We start from the raw sequence: 18,177 nt of genomic DNA, 5'->3' as shown, positions 1-18,177 counted from the left end.
CTATTTATTCCCGTTAGAAACACCTGCTCTGAAACCCTCAACAGCGCCCTTTTTTACATCATCACGGTGGGCAATCAAAAAAATCAGGAGCATGGTTAACAGAAACCAAATGATACTTCTTATTGCTTTTTTACGGTTTGGGTTTTGCATGGTGTACCAAATGTAAGTTTTAGCTGTTTCAAAAGCAAGCAAAACAGGGTATTTTAAGGGTTAAAAAGCGCAAAACCGATCAAAACCTATGCTTTTTGTGGCTATTTCAGGCAAAAAACAGTCATTTTTGAGCGAAAAACATGCTAAAAACAATGTTAAAATGGCTGTTTTTTGATACTTTTTGGGGCTAAATTGTACCAAATGTCCCACTTGTCTCATTTGTCTTGTGGACAGCCGAACGGTTAGTCCCTGTCTCGGCTAAGCTTGGTAAAGGCCAGCGTATTTTCGTTAAGTACGGCGGTTTCGCGGCGGTGCTTTACAATATGCGCGGCAGCAAACAAGGCCTCACGGAACGACACCTCCGATGCCTGGTTCTTCCCGGCGATATCAAAAGCGGTACCGTGATCTGGCGAGGTGCGCACGAAGCTCAAACCGGCCGTAAAGTTAACCCCGGATTCAAAAGCGATCTGCTTGAACGGGATCAGGCCCTGGTCATGGTACATAGCTAAAACCGCGTCAAATTGCAGATAGGTGCCGTTGGCAAAAAAGCCGTCGGCAGCGTATGGGCCCATTGCCAGGATATCATTCGAGCGGGCTTCTTCGATAGCCGGGGTGATTACAAATGCTTCTTCATTGCCTATCAGGCCATTATCGCTGGCATGTGGATTAAGCCCAAGCACCGCTATCTTTGGTTTACGGATCCAGAAGTCGGTTTTTAAACTCTCGTTCATCAAACGCAATTTGGACAGGATCTTTTCCGAAGTGATACTTTCGGCAACTTTCGAGATCGGGATATGCCCGGTAACTACGCCCACACGCAAGGTATCGCTCACCAAAAACATCAGTGAATCAGCTGCATTAGCGCGGAACTGCAAGTATTCGGTATGGCCCGGGAAGTTAAATTCTTCGCTTTGGATGGTATCTTTATTGATCGGCGCCGTAACTAATGCATCTATATCACCTGCAAGCAAGTCGTTCGTAGCACGCTCAAGCGACATAAATGCATATTTGCCGACTTCCTTATTATAAACCCCAGGCTCTATCTTCACATCTTCATTCCAGCAATTGATCATATTGGCTCGTTTAGGCATTGCCTGCGAAGCATGCGGGATCACGTTAAAATTAAGTTCGTTAACCTCGCTTGCACGGCGGTAGAATGATGCTACTTTGGTATGCCCGTAAACTATGGGGGTAAAGTAATCGAATAATTTGCTGTCGACCAGGGTTTTGATGATGATCTCTAAACCTATTCCGTTAACATCGCCAATACTGATCCCTATCTTTAATTTTTCCATGATATATATTGATTACACTGATTTATTGGTGATTTCACCGATTTTTTCAGGTAAGATTATAATTGTGCTTACGCTTAATACGCAAATAAAAAGATTTGTTCCTTAATAAAGCGCAAATTATGATTTAATTTGCTTAAATAATCGTTTATAATGAGTTTGGTAAGGGCAAAAAAACATCTGGGTCAGCATTTTTTAACTGACAAAAACATTGCGGCCAAGATAGTGGAGAGCCTGCGCCCTGCTGATAAATATACGCAAGTGTTGGAAGTTGGCCCCGGCATGGGCGTTTTATCCGACTTCCTGCTGCAAAAAACCGAGTACGAAACCTACCTGATCGATATTGATACGGAATCGTACCAGTTTCTGCAAAAGAAATACCCGCAACTGGGCAGCAAGCTGCTAAATGCCGATTTTTTGGACATGGACTTCGCTGCATATTTTACCGGACCATTAGGCATTATCGGTAATTTCCCATACAATATCTCCTCGCAAATATTATTTAAAGTACTGGACAACCGCGCTCAAGTTGTTGAGGTTGTAGGCATGTTTCAAAAGGAAGTAGCCGAACGCTGTGCCTCCAAAGCGGGGAGCAAGGAGTATGGTATTTTGAGTGTTTTCCTGCAAGCTTATTATAAAGTGGAATACCTGTTCACCGTAAAAGCGGGCGTATTTAACCCGCCTCCGAAGGTGTTATCAGCGGTTATCCGCTTAAGCCGCAACGAAACCGCCGAGTTAGGTTGCGATGAAAAACTCTTTTGGCAGGTAGTAAAAGCGGGCTTTAACCAACGCCGCAAAACGTTGCGCAACGCGGTATCATCGCTCATCAACAAAGAAAAAATGACAGAGGAACCTTTGCTGGATCTGCGTGCAGAGAGATTGACCGTAGCAGATTTTGTAAAGCTGACGAATTTGATTACTACAAACAGGTAATTATTGCTGAATGGTACCTGGTTTTGTTAACCTATTTTTGACCTTTTCTGCCGTCAGTAACATTTTGCCTGCTACCAGCATAATTATATGAATAATCATTGAGCCGAATATGTAGCCGCTAAACTCCATATTTCTTACCCATTTATATTTTACTACCGGTTTAATTGCCATGTGCGTTGATTTCATCTCGCTGATATCAAGTGCATCGATATCTTCCTCTGCTATCCCATCTGACATATAATAAAGATTTTTACTTCTGCATCCGAGATGAAAAGCATCGATCACTTTAGCTGGACTAAGTATAAATCCTGTTGAAAGCGCAAACAAATTCATAATCGAAATAAGCGGCTTACGGCAGCTTCTTGAGCCTAATTCCCAGGCGCTAATTTCACTTTCACCTATTCTGTCAATACCGTAGCCGGACATAATATGATGGAGATCGTGAAACTTCAGATATTTTTTTCGCGCATTTATATTAGGCACTGGTGCCAAAATACATCCAATGTATACCCTTACACAATGCGATTCAAAATCCTGCGCAAGATTTAAACTGTTAAATTTGTAAAAACCGATAAGCGCTTCTTTAACAGTCATTCCCTTTTCCATAATCAACGGAAAAGTAAGACTATAAACCCAGAGTTACAAATTATGCATAGTTTAAAACACCTGCACCACGGCAGGTTCCAATTGCATTTTCTTCACCATTTTGGCCATACGCCTAATGAATAGATAATTAGTAGTTCCACCAATTGCTGCGCCAACTACCGGGATCAAACGCTCGGCAGTTCTTGTGCCGAATATCATCAGCATTTTTTCGGCTACACTTTCCATCATGGTTTTGGTGATGGCAACGCTGGCTTCTACTTTAAGCGAAGCGGCAACTAAGCTCATAAATTCGTTAAAATCAATATTGTAGGTACCCCTGTTGTGGTACATAATGGCCATCGTAACCCTGAATTGCTGGGTGATCAGGTTCATAAAATCCAGCGGGATGCCGATAACCATGGTAAACAAACCACCACTGCCGGATATTACACCTGAGCCCGCTGCCAGGTAAGCACATTGGTCGATGAATTTGTCCAGGCCAAGCCTGTCTACACCTTCCTTGATCTTAAACTGGTCGATATGGTTAAATATATGGTGAAAGCCATCTTCCGACAGGCTTTTGGCGTATTCTTTTATGTTGGCTGTTATATTTTTTAGCGGTTGCATAATCTTAGTATTTATTATTTAACAAATAAAACGGTGTTAGGTTTATGAATATTATCACCTTCACTCACTCAGTACACCCAAGGGCTTTATCAGCAAATTATTATGTTTGTAATTGATATGAAAAAGAACATTCTTATTGTTGATGATATACACCCGATTTTTATGGAACAGGCTGAAGGCTTCGGCTACACCTGCGATTATCGCCCGACTATAAAAGTTGATGAGGCCATGGAGATCATTGGCCAGTACGAGGGTATTGTGATCCGCTCTAAATTTAATATCGACCGCAAGGTGATCGACTTGGGTACACAGTTACGCTTTGTTTGTCGCGCCGGTGCCGGGATGGATAATATCGACGAAGTGTATGCCGCGGAGAAAAACCTTTTCCTGATCAATGCGCCCGAAGGTAATATGGATGCGGTTGGCGAGCATGCTGTCGGGATGCTTTTATCGCTGATGAACAATTTCCGCAATGCTGATATGCAGATCCGCGATGGCATTTGGGACCGGGAAGGCAACCGCGGCTATGAGCTGAAAGGCAAAACCGTAGGAATTATTGGTTATGGTTTTATGGGTAGTAGCTTCGCTAAAAAGCTTTCGGGCTTTGGGGTGAATGTGATCGCGTATGATAAATATAAAACCGGTTTCAGCGATGAGTTTGCCCGCGAGGTAAGCATGGAGGAAATTGTGAAACATAGTAATGTGTTGAGCATCCACGTGCCGCTAACCAAGGAAACTGATGGCTTTATCAACGAGGAATATTTCTTCCACTTTAAAAAGCCGATCTTCTTTTTGAATATCTCACGCGGCAAAACCGCCAAAGTTGGGGCGGTGCTTAATGCCATTAAATCAGGCAAAATTTTAGGCGCGGGATTGGATGTATTGGAGGTTGAGAAATTTCCATCGTTAGCAGAACAGGAGTGGTTTGATGAATTAAAGCAATCCGGCAAGGTATTGCTTACCCCACATATTGCAGGATGGACTTTTGATTCCTATAGAAAGATAAGCGAAGTAATGGCGGCGAAGCTGGCGCATCTTAATTATTAGAGTCTTGAGCTTAGAGAATAGCTGCCATCCAAAGAAAACTAATCACTAATTAACTAAGCTCCGATCACTAATTTTTATGGCTTCGCCATAAAAATTTGGATATTAAAATTTAAATCACTTATCTTCGTTTTACACAAAAGCAAGACTATGTAGGCGATAGCCCATATGGTCTTGTTTGTTTTTAAGGTAGCTGCGTCCTTCTGCAAACGGAAGGGCGGTTTTTTTTGGTGACCATTATAAATTAAAAGTTTAAAATAAATACGTGCGTTATGGCAGAGGTATCATACTATACCAAGGAAGGTTTAGAAAAATTAAAGGAAGAATTACAGTATTTAAAAACAACCGGCCGGTCTAATATATCAAAACAGATAGCCGAGGCCCGTGATAAAGGCGACCTTTCAGAAAACGCGGAATACGATGCCGCTAAAGAAGCACAAGGTCTGCATGAAGCTAAAATAGCGCAAATGCAGGAAGCTGTGGCCAATGCCCGCTTATTGGATGAGTCGAAAATTGATACATCAAAAGTTTTAGCGCTATCAATCGTAAAAATAAAGAACGTTAAAAATGGCGCTACTATGAGCTACCAGTTAGTTTCGGAAACAGAGGCTGATCTGAAAACTGGCAAAATTTCTGTAGCATCGCCAATTGCCAAAGGCTTATTAGGCAAAAAAGTAGGCGATAAAACCGAGATCATGGTGCCTGCCGGTAAAATGGAGTTCGAGATATTAGAAATTACGAGATAGTAAATGTTGGTTGGGTGAATGGATGATTGAGTTCTTTTCTCTTCATACCTTCACTTAATCAACTTAATAAACTTAATCAACCAACCCATGAGCATCTTTTCAAAAATAATTTCAGGCGAAATACCTGCACACGTTGTAGCTGAGAGTATTGAGTTTTTGGCTTTTCTGGATATTAGTCCGCTTGCTGAGGGCCATGTGCTGGTTATCCCAAAACAAGAGGTTGATTACATATTTGACCTGGATGATGAAACCTATACCGGGTTACAGCTTTTCGCCAAGATAGTAGCAACGGGCTTAAAAAAGGCCATTCCTTGTAAAAAGGTTGGCGTGGCTGTTATCGGCCTTGAGGTGCCGCATGCGCATATCCATTTAATCCCGATGAACAGGGTTGATGATATGAATTTCGCGAGGCCTAAATTGAGTTTTACTTCTGAAGAATTAGCTGCGACGGCGGAGAAGATCAGGGTTGCTTTGAAAAATTAATCTAACACCGTCATTTTTTAGCCTTCCCTATACCTGCAACCCTACCGGTATTATCCTTTACAAAAGTTTCCCAGCCCGAATAGGATTTCTTACTGCCATTGCTGTTTGTTTTACTGCCGGCCGGTTTACTTACATTAATTTTTTGGAACGAATGGCAAACGGCTACCGCTAAACCATCCGTTGCATCTAAAAATTCAGGTGTTTCTGTAAAGTTTAGTAAGGTTTTCAGCATGGATGCAACCTGCTCTTTGGTGGCGTTTCCGTTGCCGGTGATGGATTGTTTTATTTTACGGGGCGCATACTCGGTTATCTCGATATTGCGTGATAACGCTGCCGCCATTACCACACCCTGCGCCCTTCCAAGCTTTAGCATCACCTGAATATTTTTCCCGTAGAATGGGGCCTCGATCGACAGGCAATCGGGTTTGTAATTATCAATTAAACCAACAGTTTTTTCAAATATGCGTTGAAGCTTCAGCATGTGATCATCCAGGTTATCCATTTTGATAATACCCAGGCTGATAAGTTCAATTTTTGATCCCACCTCTTTAACCAGCCCATAACCCATTACCGCCGTTCCGGGGTCGATGCCTAAAATAATACGTTCTTTTTGAATGGATTGCTGCATATCGTTTTTGTCACTCTCCAACTTGTCATTCTTCGCTTTGCTCAGAATGACAAGGGTTAGAAATGATGCTATAAAGTTAAAGTTTCCTCAGGCATTATCGCGCAGCCTATTCATATATTCTTCACGGGGGATCATACGCGCGCCCATAGATTCGAGGTGCTCGGTATGCACCTGACAGTCTATCAATTTATATATGCCTGACTGGCAAAGCCAGATTAGCGCTGTTTTAGAAGCATTACTCACCTTACTGAACATACTCTCGCCGCAAAAAACATTTCCAACCTGCACGCCATAACATCCGCCAACCAAATGACCTTGCTCCCAAACTTCGATGGAATGAGCATTGCCCGATTGATGCAGTTGGCAGTACGCGGCCTTCATATCATAAGTTATCCAGGTACCATCCTGCCCTTCGCGCTCAACTTGTGAGCAGGCTTCAATCACATCTGCAAAACATTGGTTTTGGGTGATGATAAACTTACCCAAACGCAATATCTGTCGCATACTTTTGGATACCTTCAACTCATCCGGGTAAAGCACAAAGCGCTCATGGGGCGAAAACCATAAGATAGGCGAGTCATCGCTATACCATGGAAATATGCCATTTTGATAAGCCAGCAATAAACGCCCGGTTGATAGGTCGCCGTCAATTGCCAGCAAACCATCCGGCTCTGCAAGTGCAGGATCAGGAAATATCAACCGTTCATCAAGCCTGAAGATCATCCGGCAAATTTACGCCTTACGGCGTATTACCAGCTTTTTATTTTGCGCTTTGGCAACAGCATCCAGGTATTGCTGCATTTCGGCATATTTTGCGGCAGGTATTACCTGGTTGGCAATAATAAATTTAGCTGTGCTGATTATCTGATTTTTAGCGGCATTATAAACATAGCTTACCTCATAATTACCGTAGGTAAACTTTAAGTTTTGATTTGCAGGTAAAGTTTCAATCTCATAATTTGCCGGAAGGTCAATAGTGGTAACACATGTTTTTTTAATGGGAGATTCATAATAGTAATCGCTATTACGTTTATCTAATATGGGTACAGTAAATGCACACAAATCAAAAACCCTTGCTTTGTAAAACTGCTTATTCCCGGCCATAATATCACAAAACTTATCATACTCCAAATGTAAGTTAACCTCCTTTACACCGTTTTCATCTTTACCTTGTTTAAAATCAAATACCGAGGGTTGTTTGATATTCAACGCGCGCATTAAAAACTCTTTTTGATCATCTGTTTTTTGATACGAAAGTTCAATATAATCATCCCGGTATGACCCCGTACTCAAAATTTTTACCTGGGCTTTAGCGCTACCGTCAGAATCAATCGCTAAATGCACTTCACTGTTAAATTGATTTTCATCCGCATTGCTTAAGGGCGTATTAATTAATTTGCCACCGTCTTCTGTGATCAATAATGCGTTACGATTTTGGGTACTCAGGTCTAATTTGCCAAATGGCTGGGTGCTCCCTGTACATTCCAGCCAGGTGGTGTCATTTTTAAAAGGGATGCACAATATTTCGTGATTAAAATCATAAACCGGAAAATCAACATTCGCTGGCGATGCGTTTGTGCCCCTATAGATTATTGCCCAATATGATTTTATGTTTACAGCATTTAATAAGGCATACATATAATTAGCTAATGCCTTACAGTCGCCATATTTTTTTTGATCTACAAAATCTGCAGAAAACGGCTTAAGCCCGCCAATACCTAAGCTTACAGCAACATAACGCATACTTTGTTGCATATATTGATATAAAAATTTAGCCTTGTCTTTATCCGACTTAATCGTATCCGTCATTTTTCTTATTTCGGCCGCACGGGTAGGATTCAAGGTGCAAACGTCTTTATTCAAATTATAAATCCATTTGCCGAAACTTTGCCAGGATGTAAAATCGCCCGGAAAACCATAACATATAAACTTATTCATGCCAAATTCTACTTCAGGATATACGCGCCACCCCTCTGCTCCATCTTCTATTTTTATGGCTTTTAGGTTAGATACCTGCCACTTGTAGTTATCTGTTTTATCATCGGTAGTTTTTTGTGGTTTGATATTCGTGTTCTTATTAAGATACCTGAAACCGGCATCGCCACTAATTGAAACATGGCAATATTCGTTTTGAACAGATTGCTGTTCTCCCTCAATTTCCCATGCACCTATACCCATTAAACTGCTTTCATCTATTTCGTATATCATTTCAACCGTTTCAGGATAATTTGCAATAGTATGCCTAATACTCATTGCCCTATCGTCAGATACCAGTGTTTCGTCATCAAGAACAGCATGATCATACATATCGCTTTTATGATATTTTTTGATCATTTTTCCTGTTTCATCATAAATTATCATTTCGAAACTGTTTATGGATGAATATTTCCTGTTATATGGTAAGCTAATAGCGGCTTCATTATCAGCCTTATCATTTAGAATAGTTACAACGGAGTGGTATTTATATACAACATCATTTGGTCCTTTTACCGCTTCATCCTGCATAGAATACCTTACTACAGAATTCGCATCCTCTTTTAATGAATCCGGGATTCCGGCGGCGATATACAGATCTTTAGGCACATCCTGGCTACGGGCATTTGTATTGATAAAAAATAAGATAAATACTGTTGAAATTATTATACTGGTAAAATATTTTTGCATAGCCTAAGATTTTTTTAACGCGATTGGTTCATTTAACATTTGGAACAGCTGCTTAAAAAATTCATGAAAATTGTCGTAATCTTCTTTTAAAAACACACTTTTATTGTACATGATAACATAGCGTACAATAATACTTCCGTCCTGCTCACCTACTATTCTTTTAAAAGTTATGCCTTTATCGGGCATAGTCATACTCACGCTTTTAGGAAGCGCATCAACTTTATAGCCCGCCGGTTCTTTAAACACGCCGTTTATGGTTAAATTGTAAGGGTAGCCAAAATCGATATTACTACTGCGCTTATCACTCAAAAAGGGGTTTTTATATAACGAGCTAAACAGGTTAGCATTAACGTAAATATAATTATCGTCAGAGCCGGCCAGGTCTAAATTAAATTTAATATCCTGAACCAGGGGCAATGAGTCAACATCCATGTTTTGCATTTTAAGCTCCGAGATTTTTAAATTGTTATCATCATCGCGCAGCTTTTCAATAAATTTTTTTTCTCCGTTTGTATTGTATCCATTTATGTCATCAATGCGGTTATAGCTAAGGCAGCTTATTTGCGCCATTCCGTCCATTTTACCGTCGGGCTTTATTTCCGCATTTATATATATTGATTTTCTTACCGGTTTTTGCTGGGTTATATAAGCAAAATCAAATTGATGGTTATCCGCGTCAATATATAAACCTTCTGAATTAAGCAGATTGTATGGTGTTACATTATACATATTATACTTATTAGAAGCATCGAGAATATAATTTTTTGTACTATCAACCGGAACGTATACTACGGCCCGGTTAAACTGCCCTAAATAGGTAAACATCCTGTTTATCTTGCCATTATCACGGGTACTAACAACCATAGGGTAAGCAGTAATGCCGGATTTTTTGAGCAGATGGCAAAGGATCAGATTAATTTCTGTTGCGGTACCTGTTTTAACATCCCATGCGCTGCTTGTTCCGTTAATGGTATACCAATGATCAATGTCATTCCATTTCATGGTATTTTTTACCGTATTAAAAATGTAGGCTATTTTTGCATCATCCGTTTTTAATGTTTTTGCCTGATTTATTATAGCATCTTCGTTAGTTAATTTTCGTTTAAGCTGGTGCCCAAAATCTTCGTCATCTATAAGCACCCCGGCAACTTTACTCCAGGTGTCTGCACGGCTTTTTACAAAACCGTTTATAGGTTTAATTCTCATTAAGACAAACGATAGCGAAGACAGGTTATCGGTCGTCGAGGTCATATAAGGCTCTTCGTTTAAAGAAGGTATGTTGTATACTACCCTATCGGTGCAGTTGTTATTAAAAGTAATGGCATCCTGCCCGGTTCCGAAGCTGCCATTTGTTAATGATGTTTTATAAGTTGCCAGCGGCAATGCCCCCCTTGTATGGGTTGAAAACTCAAACAAATCAGGAATGCTTGTTTTAAGTTCGGAATACCTTACCGGAATATTTTCCTGGTAATACCAGGCAGGTATATAACCATAATCCTGGCCGTTCCATGCATATTTGTATTCAATAACTGATCCCGGCTTTACGTTTGGAAAGCTGAAGATCATTTGTGATTGTATTTTATCTATGCTCTTTATAAATACCTGCTTTTTATCCAGCTTGGTAATTTCTACTTTACCATCAACTAAATTTATGGTTTCAGCCTGTAAACCAGTTATATATTCCGAATGGTCGCCACCGTCAAACGGGATAATAATGTCAGCCGTGCTTTTTCCATTATCATTAAATATTTTGATTCTTCGATGTATCTCTACAACAACATTCAGGTTTTGGTCAAAATATTGGTCTCCTGTATTGATCAATACTTCGGCGTTGGCATCTTTTTCAAAATCACAGGATTTCATTTCCAGGTCGGCCTGGTCAATCTTTCCAAACTCAGCGTCTTTTGGGAGTACTTCTTGTGTTTGCGGCACTTGTTGTGCATATACTGTTAAGCTAAGTGCACATAGAGTTATTGCAGTAAAAATTTTATTCATTGTGTGAGGTTTAACTGGTTCTAATATAATGATTATCAGCTTTTTTTCAATACTATTTGCTCGTTTAACATTTCGTACATCTTTTTATAAAAATTATGCACTCCTTCATAATCTTTCTTGGCGTAAAACTGCTTTTTCCGCGATATAACGTAGCGTACTTCTATTAATCCATTATTTTCCTGAAACAGTCTTTTAATATTCATGCTTTTATCTGCAAGCGACAAAGATTGATTTTGAGGAAGCGACTCTACCTTATACCCTTGCGGGATGGTGTAGGTGCCGGTTATTGTGTAAGTGTTGTTATATGTAAAATCAATATCATTGTATCTCTTATCACTTATGAAAGGATTTGATTCGAGCGTAAACATATAAGGATTAAAGTAGATGTAGCTTTCATCGGAAGATGGCGAATTAAGATTAAACTTAAAATGTTGCTCTAACGGAACAGAGTCAACTTCCATATTATCCAGAGTTAAATCCGAAATTTTTAAATTATTATCCCCACCCGTAAGCTCTTTTATATAATCAGTCTTTCCAAGTTTTTGGTAATCTTTTAAATTGATATCCCTGTTATAATTATTCCCGGCCACATCTACGGTTCCATTTATTTTTCCGTCAGCTAAAATATTGGCTTTTACCGTGATCAGCTGTTGGGATAGATTAGTATTATCCTTTAGATATACCATGCCATAACTAAGATTTTTATATATGGTGATAAAACCGACAGTATTAAGCAACTCCAACGGGATCCTGTTATACACGTTATGTTTATTGCTTGCATCAAGAACATAGTATCGAGCGGAATCTAATGGGATCATTACCACACATTTATTAAACTCCAATAAGCTTTCCGCAGTCGGGTCAGCAACACCATAATCGGGTGTACTTACCAACATTGGGTATGCTTCTACCCCTGCCCGTTGCAGCAGCCTGCATAATATCATGTTTATTTCCGTTGAGCTCCCTTTTCTGTTAACCCATGCCTCTTGCGCCGGATCATCAACATAAACCCGGTTTATATTATTAAACGTCATACTATCTTTTACAAGCGTAAAAATGAAATTTACCTTATCGTCTCTGCTTTTGATAGAATCAACTTTTTTAATAATTGCCTTTTCGTTTTTAAGAGGAAACAAAAGCTGACCACCAAAATCCCTATCTCCTCTTAATTCTAGGCCTATTTTGTCCCACCAATTTATTTTAGATCTGAAGTTTACGCGTTGAATGTTAGCATATCCGGGCGTCATGTGTGGTTCAATAGCATATGAACGGACATTTTTTAATGCCAATAATGCCATTGTCCCATTACCATTTTTTATAGTAAACACTGTATCTACTGCAAGTGGTTGTTTAACAAGTGTTTCAAGTTTTATTCTATCAACCACATGAATTTCAACACTGATTGCTGAATAACCGATAGGTATATTGGATTGGAATAACCATGGCGGAATAGACAAAAGTGAATTTAACTTCCAGGTATATTGTATTTCAATAACAGAACCCGCACGTACATCCGGAAAAGCAAGCGTTAGGTTTTTAAAGGTTTTATTTACTTTTCTTTGATATATAAGTTTCGGATCTACTTGAGTATATTCAATTTTTCCTTGCGTTAAATTAACTGTTTCAGCCGAAACATCTGTAACCTTATCAAAATATTGCAGATCAACATTTGCCTCATCCTTGCCCTTATCGTTAAATATCTTAACCCTTTTATGCCTTACAAACACCACTGCCCCGCTCCAGTCAATAGTTATATCGGCTTTATCAAAAAGCACCATGGCGTTTGCGTCTTTTTCAAAACTGCATTCTTTCATCAAAAGCTCGCTGGTATCAACGCTCCCGTAGGGTTTAACCTCATTAGTAAATGATTTTAAAGTCTGCGCTTTGCCCGGTAAAGTAAAAAGTAACAGTATTGGCAGTAAAAAGTACCTGGTCATTGTTAAGGTTTAATCGCAACTAAAATATTAAAAATTATTAATTAAAACATTAATATTAAACCAATTGAAAACCGCCATGTCGAACCAAAAGCTATGAAGGATGTAAAACATATAAAGCATTTATTCTCAAGGGCCGGCTTCGGGATGCGCTTTGAAGATTTAAAGAAGTATAAAAACACTTCGTTAAATAACGCGGTAAGAGAATTGTTTAATAATAACGGGCAGGATGGATCATTAGCTATTGTTACGCAAAGCGTTGATGAAATGATGGCGGCAAAAGCCGATGCTGCAACAAAAAAAATGTTTTTCCAGATGGAGCGCCAGCAGGAGAAAAACCTGAACATTGGCTGGATAAGCCAAATGAGCACTACCGATGCTGTACTGCGCGAAAAGATGACCCTTTTTTGGAGTAATCATTTCGCCTGCCGCAATAATAAGGCTGTTTACATACAGCAGTTAAATAATATTCAGCGTATAAACGCGCTCGGTAATTTCCGCACCATGCTTGTGCAAGTATCACAATCGCCTGCCATGTTGTTGTTTTTAAATAATCAACAAAACCATAAGGGGCACCCGAACGAAAATTTTGCCCGCGAACTGATGGAGCTTTTTACCATTGGCCGCGGCAACTACACCGAGCAGGATGTGAAAGAATCGGCAAGGGCTTTTACCGGCTGGAGTTTTGACAGGGATGGCAATTTTAAAATGCGCCCCTTTTTGCATGATGACGGTGTTAAAATATTCATGGGCAAAACGGGTAATTTTAGGGGTGAGGACATTATAGATATCATTCTTTCGCAAAAACAAACAGCGCGTTTTATAAGCACTAAATTGTATAAATACCTGGTTAACGAAACGCCTGACCAAACCCATATTGATGCGATGGCAGAGGTGTTTTTTAATGCCGATTATGAAATAAAGCCGCTGTTGGAATTTGTTTTTAATGCCGATTGGTTTTATGATGATAAAAATACGGGCAACCTTATTAAATCGCCTGTTGATTTTATTGTGGGCTTGAACAGGCAATTTTACATCAACTATCAAAAGCCGGAGGTATTGCTGTTGTTTCAGCGTGCCCTGGGCCAGGTTTTGTTTTACCCGCCGAATGTGGCAGGCTGGCCGGGCGGCAGGAACTGGATAGACAGCTCATCGCTTATGTATCGCCTTAAAATAGCTTCTGTTGTTTTGAATCAGGGGTTGATTGATTTTACCGGCAAATCCGATCCTGAGGATGAAGCTTTTTTAGCAACCGTTCGTAACCAGCAACATAATGTTGATACACGTTTGCAAGCTACCGCCGACTGGGAAAAGGTTTACAGCGGTATACCGAAAGATATGTCGAAAATTGATATTGCTGATTTTTTATTAGAACCTGCTTTAAACAATACAATACAAAATACAGTTGCGGGGGGAAATGATTTAAAAACAATGTTGGTTGAACTGGCATCAACCCCGGAATACCAGCTTTACTAAAATACAGGATCATGAAGAGAAGGGATTTTTTAAGAAACACAGCACTGGCATCCGGCGCGTTTATGGTGCCTGCATTTTTAAAACCGCTTGAAGCTATGGCCATGAGCGGGCTTAGCGGTTATAAAAACCTGGTTATTATTCAGCTATCGGGTGGCAACGATGGCTTAAATACTATTATACCTTTTCGAAATGATATTTATTATCAGAAACGAAGCGTAATCGGCATAAAACAACCCGATGTTATTGGCCTGGATGATATGCAGGGGCTTAACCCAAACATGGCTGCACTAAAAGAAATTTACGACCAGGGCTGGATGAGCATTATAAACGCTGTTGGCTATCCAAATCCTGACCGCTCACATTTCAGGTCGATGGATATCTGGCAAACCGGCAGCGATGCCAACCAATTTTTAACAACAGGCTGGATTGGCCGGTATCTTGACTCTAATTGTCAAACAAACAAAAGTCAAAGCCCATATACTGCGATAGAGGTTGATGATACTTTATCACTTGCAATGAAAGGCGCCAGGATGAAAGCCATCGCCGTACAAAACCCCGAAAAATTGTTTCAAACAACACGCGAACCGTTTTTTAAAGACCTGATCAACAATCAAAATTCTGAACATTTAAACGAGGATAATTTAGGCTATTTGTATAAAACCATGATCGAAACCTACTCATCGGCAGATTATATACAAAACACTTCTAAAACTTATAACGTAACCGCGAACTATCCATCTACACCTTTTGGCAACCAGTTAAAAACCGTGTCAAAATTTATAAACTCGGGTTTGAAAACTAGGGTATATTATGTATCGCTTAGCGGTTTTGATACACATGTTGGGCAACAGGAACAACAGGGCAGGCAATTAAAGACCTATGCGGATGGTGTGGCTGCTTTTATAAAGGACCTGAAACAAACCAATAAGTTGGATGATACTTTGGTGATGACCTTCTCTGAATTTGGCCGCAGGGTTGAGCAAAATGCCAGCAATGGCACAGATCACGGTACCGCTAATAACATCATGATATACGGTGGCAAGCTAAAAAAAGCAGGCATTTATAATTCCGCCCCGGATTTAACAGCACTTGATAACGGCGACCTTAAATACCAAATTGACTTTAGAGATGTATATGCAACCCTGCTCGATAAATGGCTTAATGTAAACAACAGCCTGGTACTCAATAAAAACTTTGCCGGCTTACAGTTTATATAAACAATAAACATCATGATGATAGCGTTTTGTAAAATTATCCCGCTATTTGTTATGCAAATTGCTTATATTGTGTAACAATTATAGCCGCTTTATAATACGTTAAACTATTCTTATACTTGTCTGTCTGTATTTATACCTGCGTATAATATAGCCGGAGTTTTATATAAATCTTATTCATCATGAAAACAACAATCAAATCATTATCATATGCGTTTGTAACCGCTATGGTAAGCTTATGCTTAAGCCTGCCTGCTACTGCACAACATAATAATAATGGCGGTGGTGGCGGTTCAAGGCCGGCAGCAAGCAGCGCACCACATAGTAGCCCTTCGTTTACACCACGTGCAAGCTATTCGGGTGGCGCCCAGCGCAGCAATAATAACAGCTATCAGCACAATAATAATTTTAACCGCCAGAATACACCACCAAGAACAACCGGGATAACGCAGCAAAGAACAAATAACAATTACAATAATGGCGCTCACACCTCTGCAGGCTTTACGCGTACACAAACCGGCGCTGCGGTGCAAACCAGTCGTTCATATAACGGTTCAGGTTCATATTATGGGCATAATCATACCGGTGGCTTCTCCGGCGGGGTAAGCGTGCATGCAGGTTTTACAGCGCATGGCAATAACTATTATCATTATAATCATGGGTACTACGCATCCTATTATGCGCCGAGGCTTGGTTTTAGTATAGGCGTGTTGCCTTACGGTTATTATCCATTTTATTACGGTGATTACCAATATTTTTATAGCGGCGGTTTATTTTATCAATATGATAACGACCAATATACTGTTGTTGAGCCACCTGTTGGCGCTGAAGTAAAAACTTTACCTTCGGACGCACAATCAATCGTGATCAACGGACAGCAATATTATGAGGCTGATGGTATATACTATATCCCGATCACTAAAGATGACGGCACATTAAGCTACCAGGTTGCCGGTAAAGATGGAGAATTAAATACTGCTGACGCTTCAGCTGACAATGCTCCTCCTGCACCGCAAATCGGTGATGTCGTTGCTCAGTTACCTCCAAATTGCAGGAAGATCACCGTTAACGGTTCACGTTTGTATTTATCTCCTGACGGTATTTATTACAAACCCCAGGTTGATGCAAATGGCAATACAAGCTACATTATTGTAGGTTTGCCTGCCGATAATGACCAGGATCAGCCAGATCAAACAACTAACTAATTACTTGATTAAACAATATTTTAAAGGCGATGCTTAACAGTATCGCCTTTTTGCATTAATGGCTAAACAAAAAATGCCCTTGCCGGGTTGATGTTTGAAAACCATCTATATGAAAGCACTGGTATTAAATTGCACGCTAAAACCATCCCCGCAGGAATCAAATACCGAAGCGCTGGCCAACATCGTGATCAAAGAAATGGAGAGACTTGGCGTAAAAACTACGCTTATCCGCATAGCCGACCGCAACGTGATGACGGGTATAAAATCTGCCAGCCAGGGCGATGGTGATGGCTGGCCTGCGATTTTGGAAGAACTTTTAGCATCAGACATCTTGATATTGGCAAGCCCAACCTGGGTTGGCACGCTCTCCAGCATCGCCATGAAAGTTTTGGAAAGGATCAATGGTTTATACTCGGCAGTTAACGAGCATGGGCAACCGGTTACCTTTAATAAAGTAGCCGGCTTTGTAGTAACCGGTGAGGAAGATGGCGCCCGCCACGTAGTAACCGAGATGGCAAGTGCGCTAATGGATGTAGGCTTTACCATCGCCCCTCAAAGTTATACGTACTGGAATAATGGGCCGGGACCGGGGAAGTCATATCTCAAATCAGATTTTAGGAAAGATTGGTCGTCAGAAACTGGTAAAGCAGCAGCGGCTAATATTGTAGCAGTGGCAAAGGCATTGAAAGCTCACCCGATACCGCCCATGAAGTAATAATAAATTTAAACCCGTTTATTATAGGTATCTTTAGAGAAATTCGTTATTTATGATCCTGTTCTCAAAAAGAAATTTGCATTATTCCGATTACAAATGGAGCGCTTACCCGCATAACGATCCGCATGTATACGGCAAACCTGATGCAACTATTTTTGATAAAGAGGAAGGTAACGAAATGGTTTATCTCATCAACCGCTTAATGATCCTTTGGGATTACCGCTTTGCCAATACCGGCAATAAAATTGAAAAACTGATTCATGATCAACTCCCAATTGAGATCCATGCGCAGGAAGAAGTACAAAACTGGGTAAAAACCAACCTCAAGTTTTAAATATTAAATGTACCAAATACAAGCATTATTTTTATTTTCGCCAGCACATAACTGATCTGTGTCCGTGTTTTTGCAATTCCTTTGTAAAAAACCTGTGCAAACTTATTGTTAACAAACAATTATAACCCTATTGTTATTCATATATTGTTTAT

General features: G+C 40.1%; 18 protein-coding genes. 9 read left to right on the top strand and 9 right to left on the bottom strand.

The window, feature by feature from the left end:
• On the bottom strand, positions 1-150 hold the full coding sequence (locus ACYZ0U_RS02460) for a hypothetical protein (protein WP_461449446.1): 150 nt from the start codon (positions 148-150) through the stop codon (positions 1-3).
• A 242-nt stretch (positions 151-392) separates the two neighbouring features.
• A complete protein-coding gene (pdxA, locus tag ACYZ0U_RS02455; protein WP_461450002.1) occupies positions 393-1,448 on the bottom strand; it encodes a 4-hydroxythreonine-4-phosphate dehydrogenase PdxA in 1,056 nt (351 codons plus the stop codon).
• A gap of 147 nt (positions 1,449-1,595) precedes the next feature.
• Between pdxA and rsmA the strand changes: the two genes are divergently transcribed.
• Entirely contained in the window at positions 1,596-2,375 is a 780-nt protein-coding gene (gene rsmA / locus ACYZ0U_RS02450) for a 16S rRNA (adenine(1518)-N(6)/adenine(1519)-N(6))-dimethyltransferase RsmA (RefSeq protein ID WP_461449444.1), read from the top strand.
• Here the strand turns inward: rsmA and ACYZ0U_RS02445 are convergent, their stop codons facing one another.
• Both ACYZ0U_RS02445 and ACYZ0U_RS02440 read right to left on the bottom strand, forming a co-directional pair.
• Positions 2,376-2,969 (bottom strand): hypothetical protein, encoded by a 594-nt coding sequence (locus ACYZ0U_RS02445; RefSeq protein WP_461449442.1) that lies wholly within the window; start codon positions 2,967-2,969, stop codon positions 2,376-2,378. It lies immediately after the preceding gene.
• A gap of 63 nt (positions 2,970-3,032) precedes the next feature.
• A complete protein-coding gene (locus ACYZ0U_RS02440; protein WP_461449440.1) occupies positions 3,033-3,587 on the bottom strand; it encodes a hypothetical protein in 555 nt (184 codons plus the stop codon).
• A 117-nt stretch (positions 3,588-3,704) separates the two neighbouring features.
• Here ACYZ0U_RS02440 and ACYZ0U_RS02435 point away from each other — a divergent pair, with 117 nt between their 5' ends.
• The 3 genes from ACYZ0U_RS02435 to ACYZ0U_RS02425 all read left to right on the top strand — a co-directional run bounded on the left by ACYZ0U_RS02435 (position 3,705) and on the right by ACYZ0U_RS02425 (position 5,860).
• Complete coding sequence (locus ACYZ0U_RS02435; protein ID WP_461449438.1) at positions 3,705-4,634, top strand: NAD(P)-dependent oxidoreductase; 930 nt, start codon at positions 3,705-3,707, stop codon at positions 4,632-4,634.
• A gap of 269 nt (positions 4,635-4,903) precedes the next feature.
• Positions 4,904-5,377 (top strand): transcription elongation factor GreA, encoded by a 474-nt coding sequence (gene greA, locus ACYZ0U_RS02430; protein ID WP_461449436.1) that lies wholly within the window; start codon positions 4,904-4,906, stop codon positions 5,375-5,377.
• Between the two features lie 87 nt (positions 5,378-5,464).
• Positions 5,465-5,860, top strand: a complete 396-nt coding sequence (locus ACYZ0U_RS02425; protein WP_461449434.1) for an HIT family protein — start codon at positions 5,465-5,467, stop codon at positions 5,858-5,860.
• A 10-nt stretch (positions 5,861-5,870) separates the two neighbouring features.
• On the opposite strand, the gene ruvC is transcribed toward ACYZ0U_RS02425, so the two are convergent.
• From ruvC to ACYZ0U_RS02400, 5 genes are all read right to left on the bottom strand, one after another.
• Positions 5,871-6,488, bottom strand: coding sequence for a crossover junction endodeoxyribonuclease RuvC (gene ruvC / locus ACYZ0U_RS02420; protein WP_461449432.1), 618 nt, complete (start codon positions 6,486-6,488; stop codon positions 5,871-5,873).
• 87 nt (positions 6,489-6,575) lie between these two features.
• A complete protein-coding gene (gene aat, locus ACYZ0U_RS02415; protein WP_461449430.1) occupies positions 6,576-7,211 on the bottom strand; it encodes a leucyl/phenylalanyl-tRNA--protein transferase in 636 nt (211 codons plus the stop codon).
• Positions 7,212-7,220: 9 nt separating this feature from the next.
• Positions 7,221-9,152 carry a DUF3857 domain-containing protein gene (locus ACYZ0U_RS02410; protein WP_461449428.1) on the bottom strand — a complete coding sequence of 644 codons (1,932 nt, stop codon included), beginning with the start codon at positions 9,150-9,152 and terminating at the stop codon, positions 7,221-7,223.
• A 3-nt stretch (positions 9,153-9,155) separates the two neighbouring features.
• Positions 9,156-11,147 (bottom strand): DUF3857 domain-containing protein, encoded by a 1,992-nt coding sequence (locus ACYZ0U_RS02405; RefSeq protein WP_461449426.1) that lies wholly within the window; start codon positions 11,145-11,147, stop codon positions 9,156-9,158.
• Positions 11,148-11,182: 35 nt separating this feature from the next.
• Complete coding sequence (locus tag ACYZ0U_RS02400; protein ID WP_461449424.1) at positions 11,183-13,084, bottom strand: DUF3857 domain-containing protein; 1,902 nt, start codon at positions 13,082-13,084, stop codon at positions 11,183-11,185.
• A gap of 93 nt (positions 13,085-13,177) precedes the next feature.
• Here ACYZ0U_RS02400 and ACYZ0U_RS02395 point away from each other — a divergent pair, with 93 nt between their 5' ends.
• The 5 genes from ACYZ0U_RS02395 (at position 13,178) to ACYZ0U_RS02375 (ending at position 18,025) form a co-directional block, all read left to right on the top strand.
• A complete protein-coding gene (locus ACYZ0U_RS02395) occupies positions 13,178-14,557 on the top strand; it encodes a DUF1800 domain-containing protein (protein ID WP_461449422.1) in 1,380 nt (459 codons plus the stop codon).
• A gap of 11 nt (positions 14,558-14,568) precedes the next feature.
• Complete coding sequence (locus ACYZ0U_RS02390) at positions 14,569-15,774, top strand: DUF1501 domain-containing protein (RefSeq protein WP_461449420.1); 1,206 nt, start codon at positions 14,569-14,571, stop codon at positions 15,772-15,774.
• A gap of 179 nt (positions 15,775-15,953) precedes the next feature.
• Positions 15,954-16,976, top strand: a complete 1,023-nt coding sequence (locus tag ACYZ0U_RS02385) for a DUF6515 family protein (RefSeq protein ID WP_461449418.1) — start codon at positions 15,954-15,956, stop codon at positions 16,974-16,976.
• A gap of 109 nt (positions 16,977-17,085) precedes the next feature.
• Positions 17,086-17,691: a flavodoxin family protein gene (locus tag ACYZ0U_RS02380; RefSeq protein ID WP_461449416.1), complete on the top strand. Its 606-nt coding sequence runs from the start codon at positions 17,086-17,088 to the stop codon at positions 17,689-17,691.
• Positions 17,692-17,743: 52 nt separating this feature from the next.
• Positions 17,744-18,025: a hypothetical protein gene (locus tag ACYZ0U_RS02375; protein ID WP_461449414.1), complete on the top strand. Its 282-nt coding sequence runs from the start codon at positions 17,744-17,746 to the stop codon at positions 18,023-18,025.
• The last annotated feature ends 152 nt before the right edge of the window (positions 18,026-18,177 follow it).

Origin of the sequence: Mucilaginibacter sp., from assembly GCF_965225845.1 — a bacterium.
Classification (GTDB): Bacteria; Bacteroidota; Bacteroidia; order Sphingobacteriales; family Sphingobacteriaceae; genus Mucilaginibacter.
This window is presented reverse-complemented; position numbering and strand designations above follow the sequence as displayed.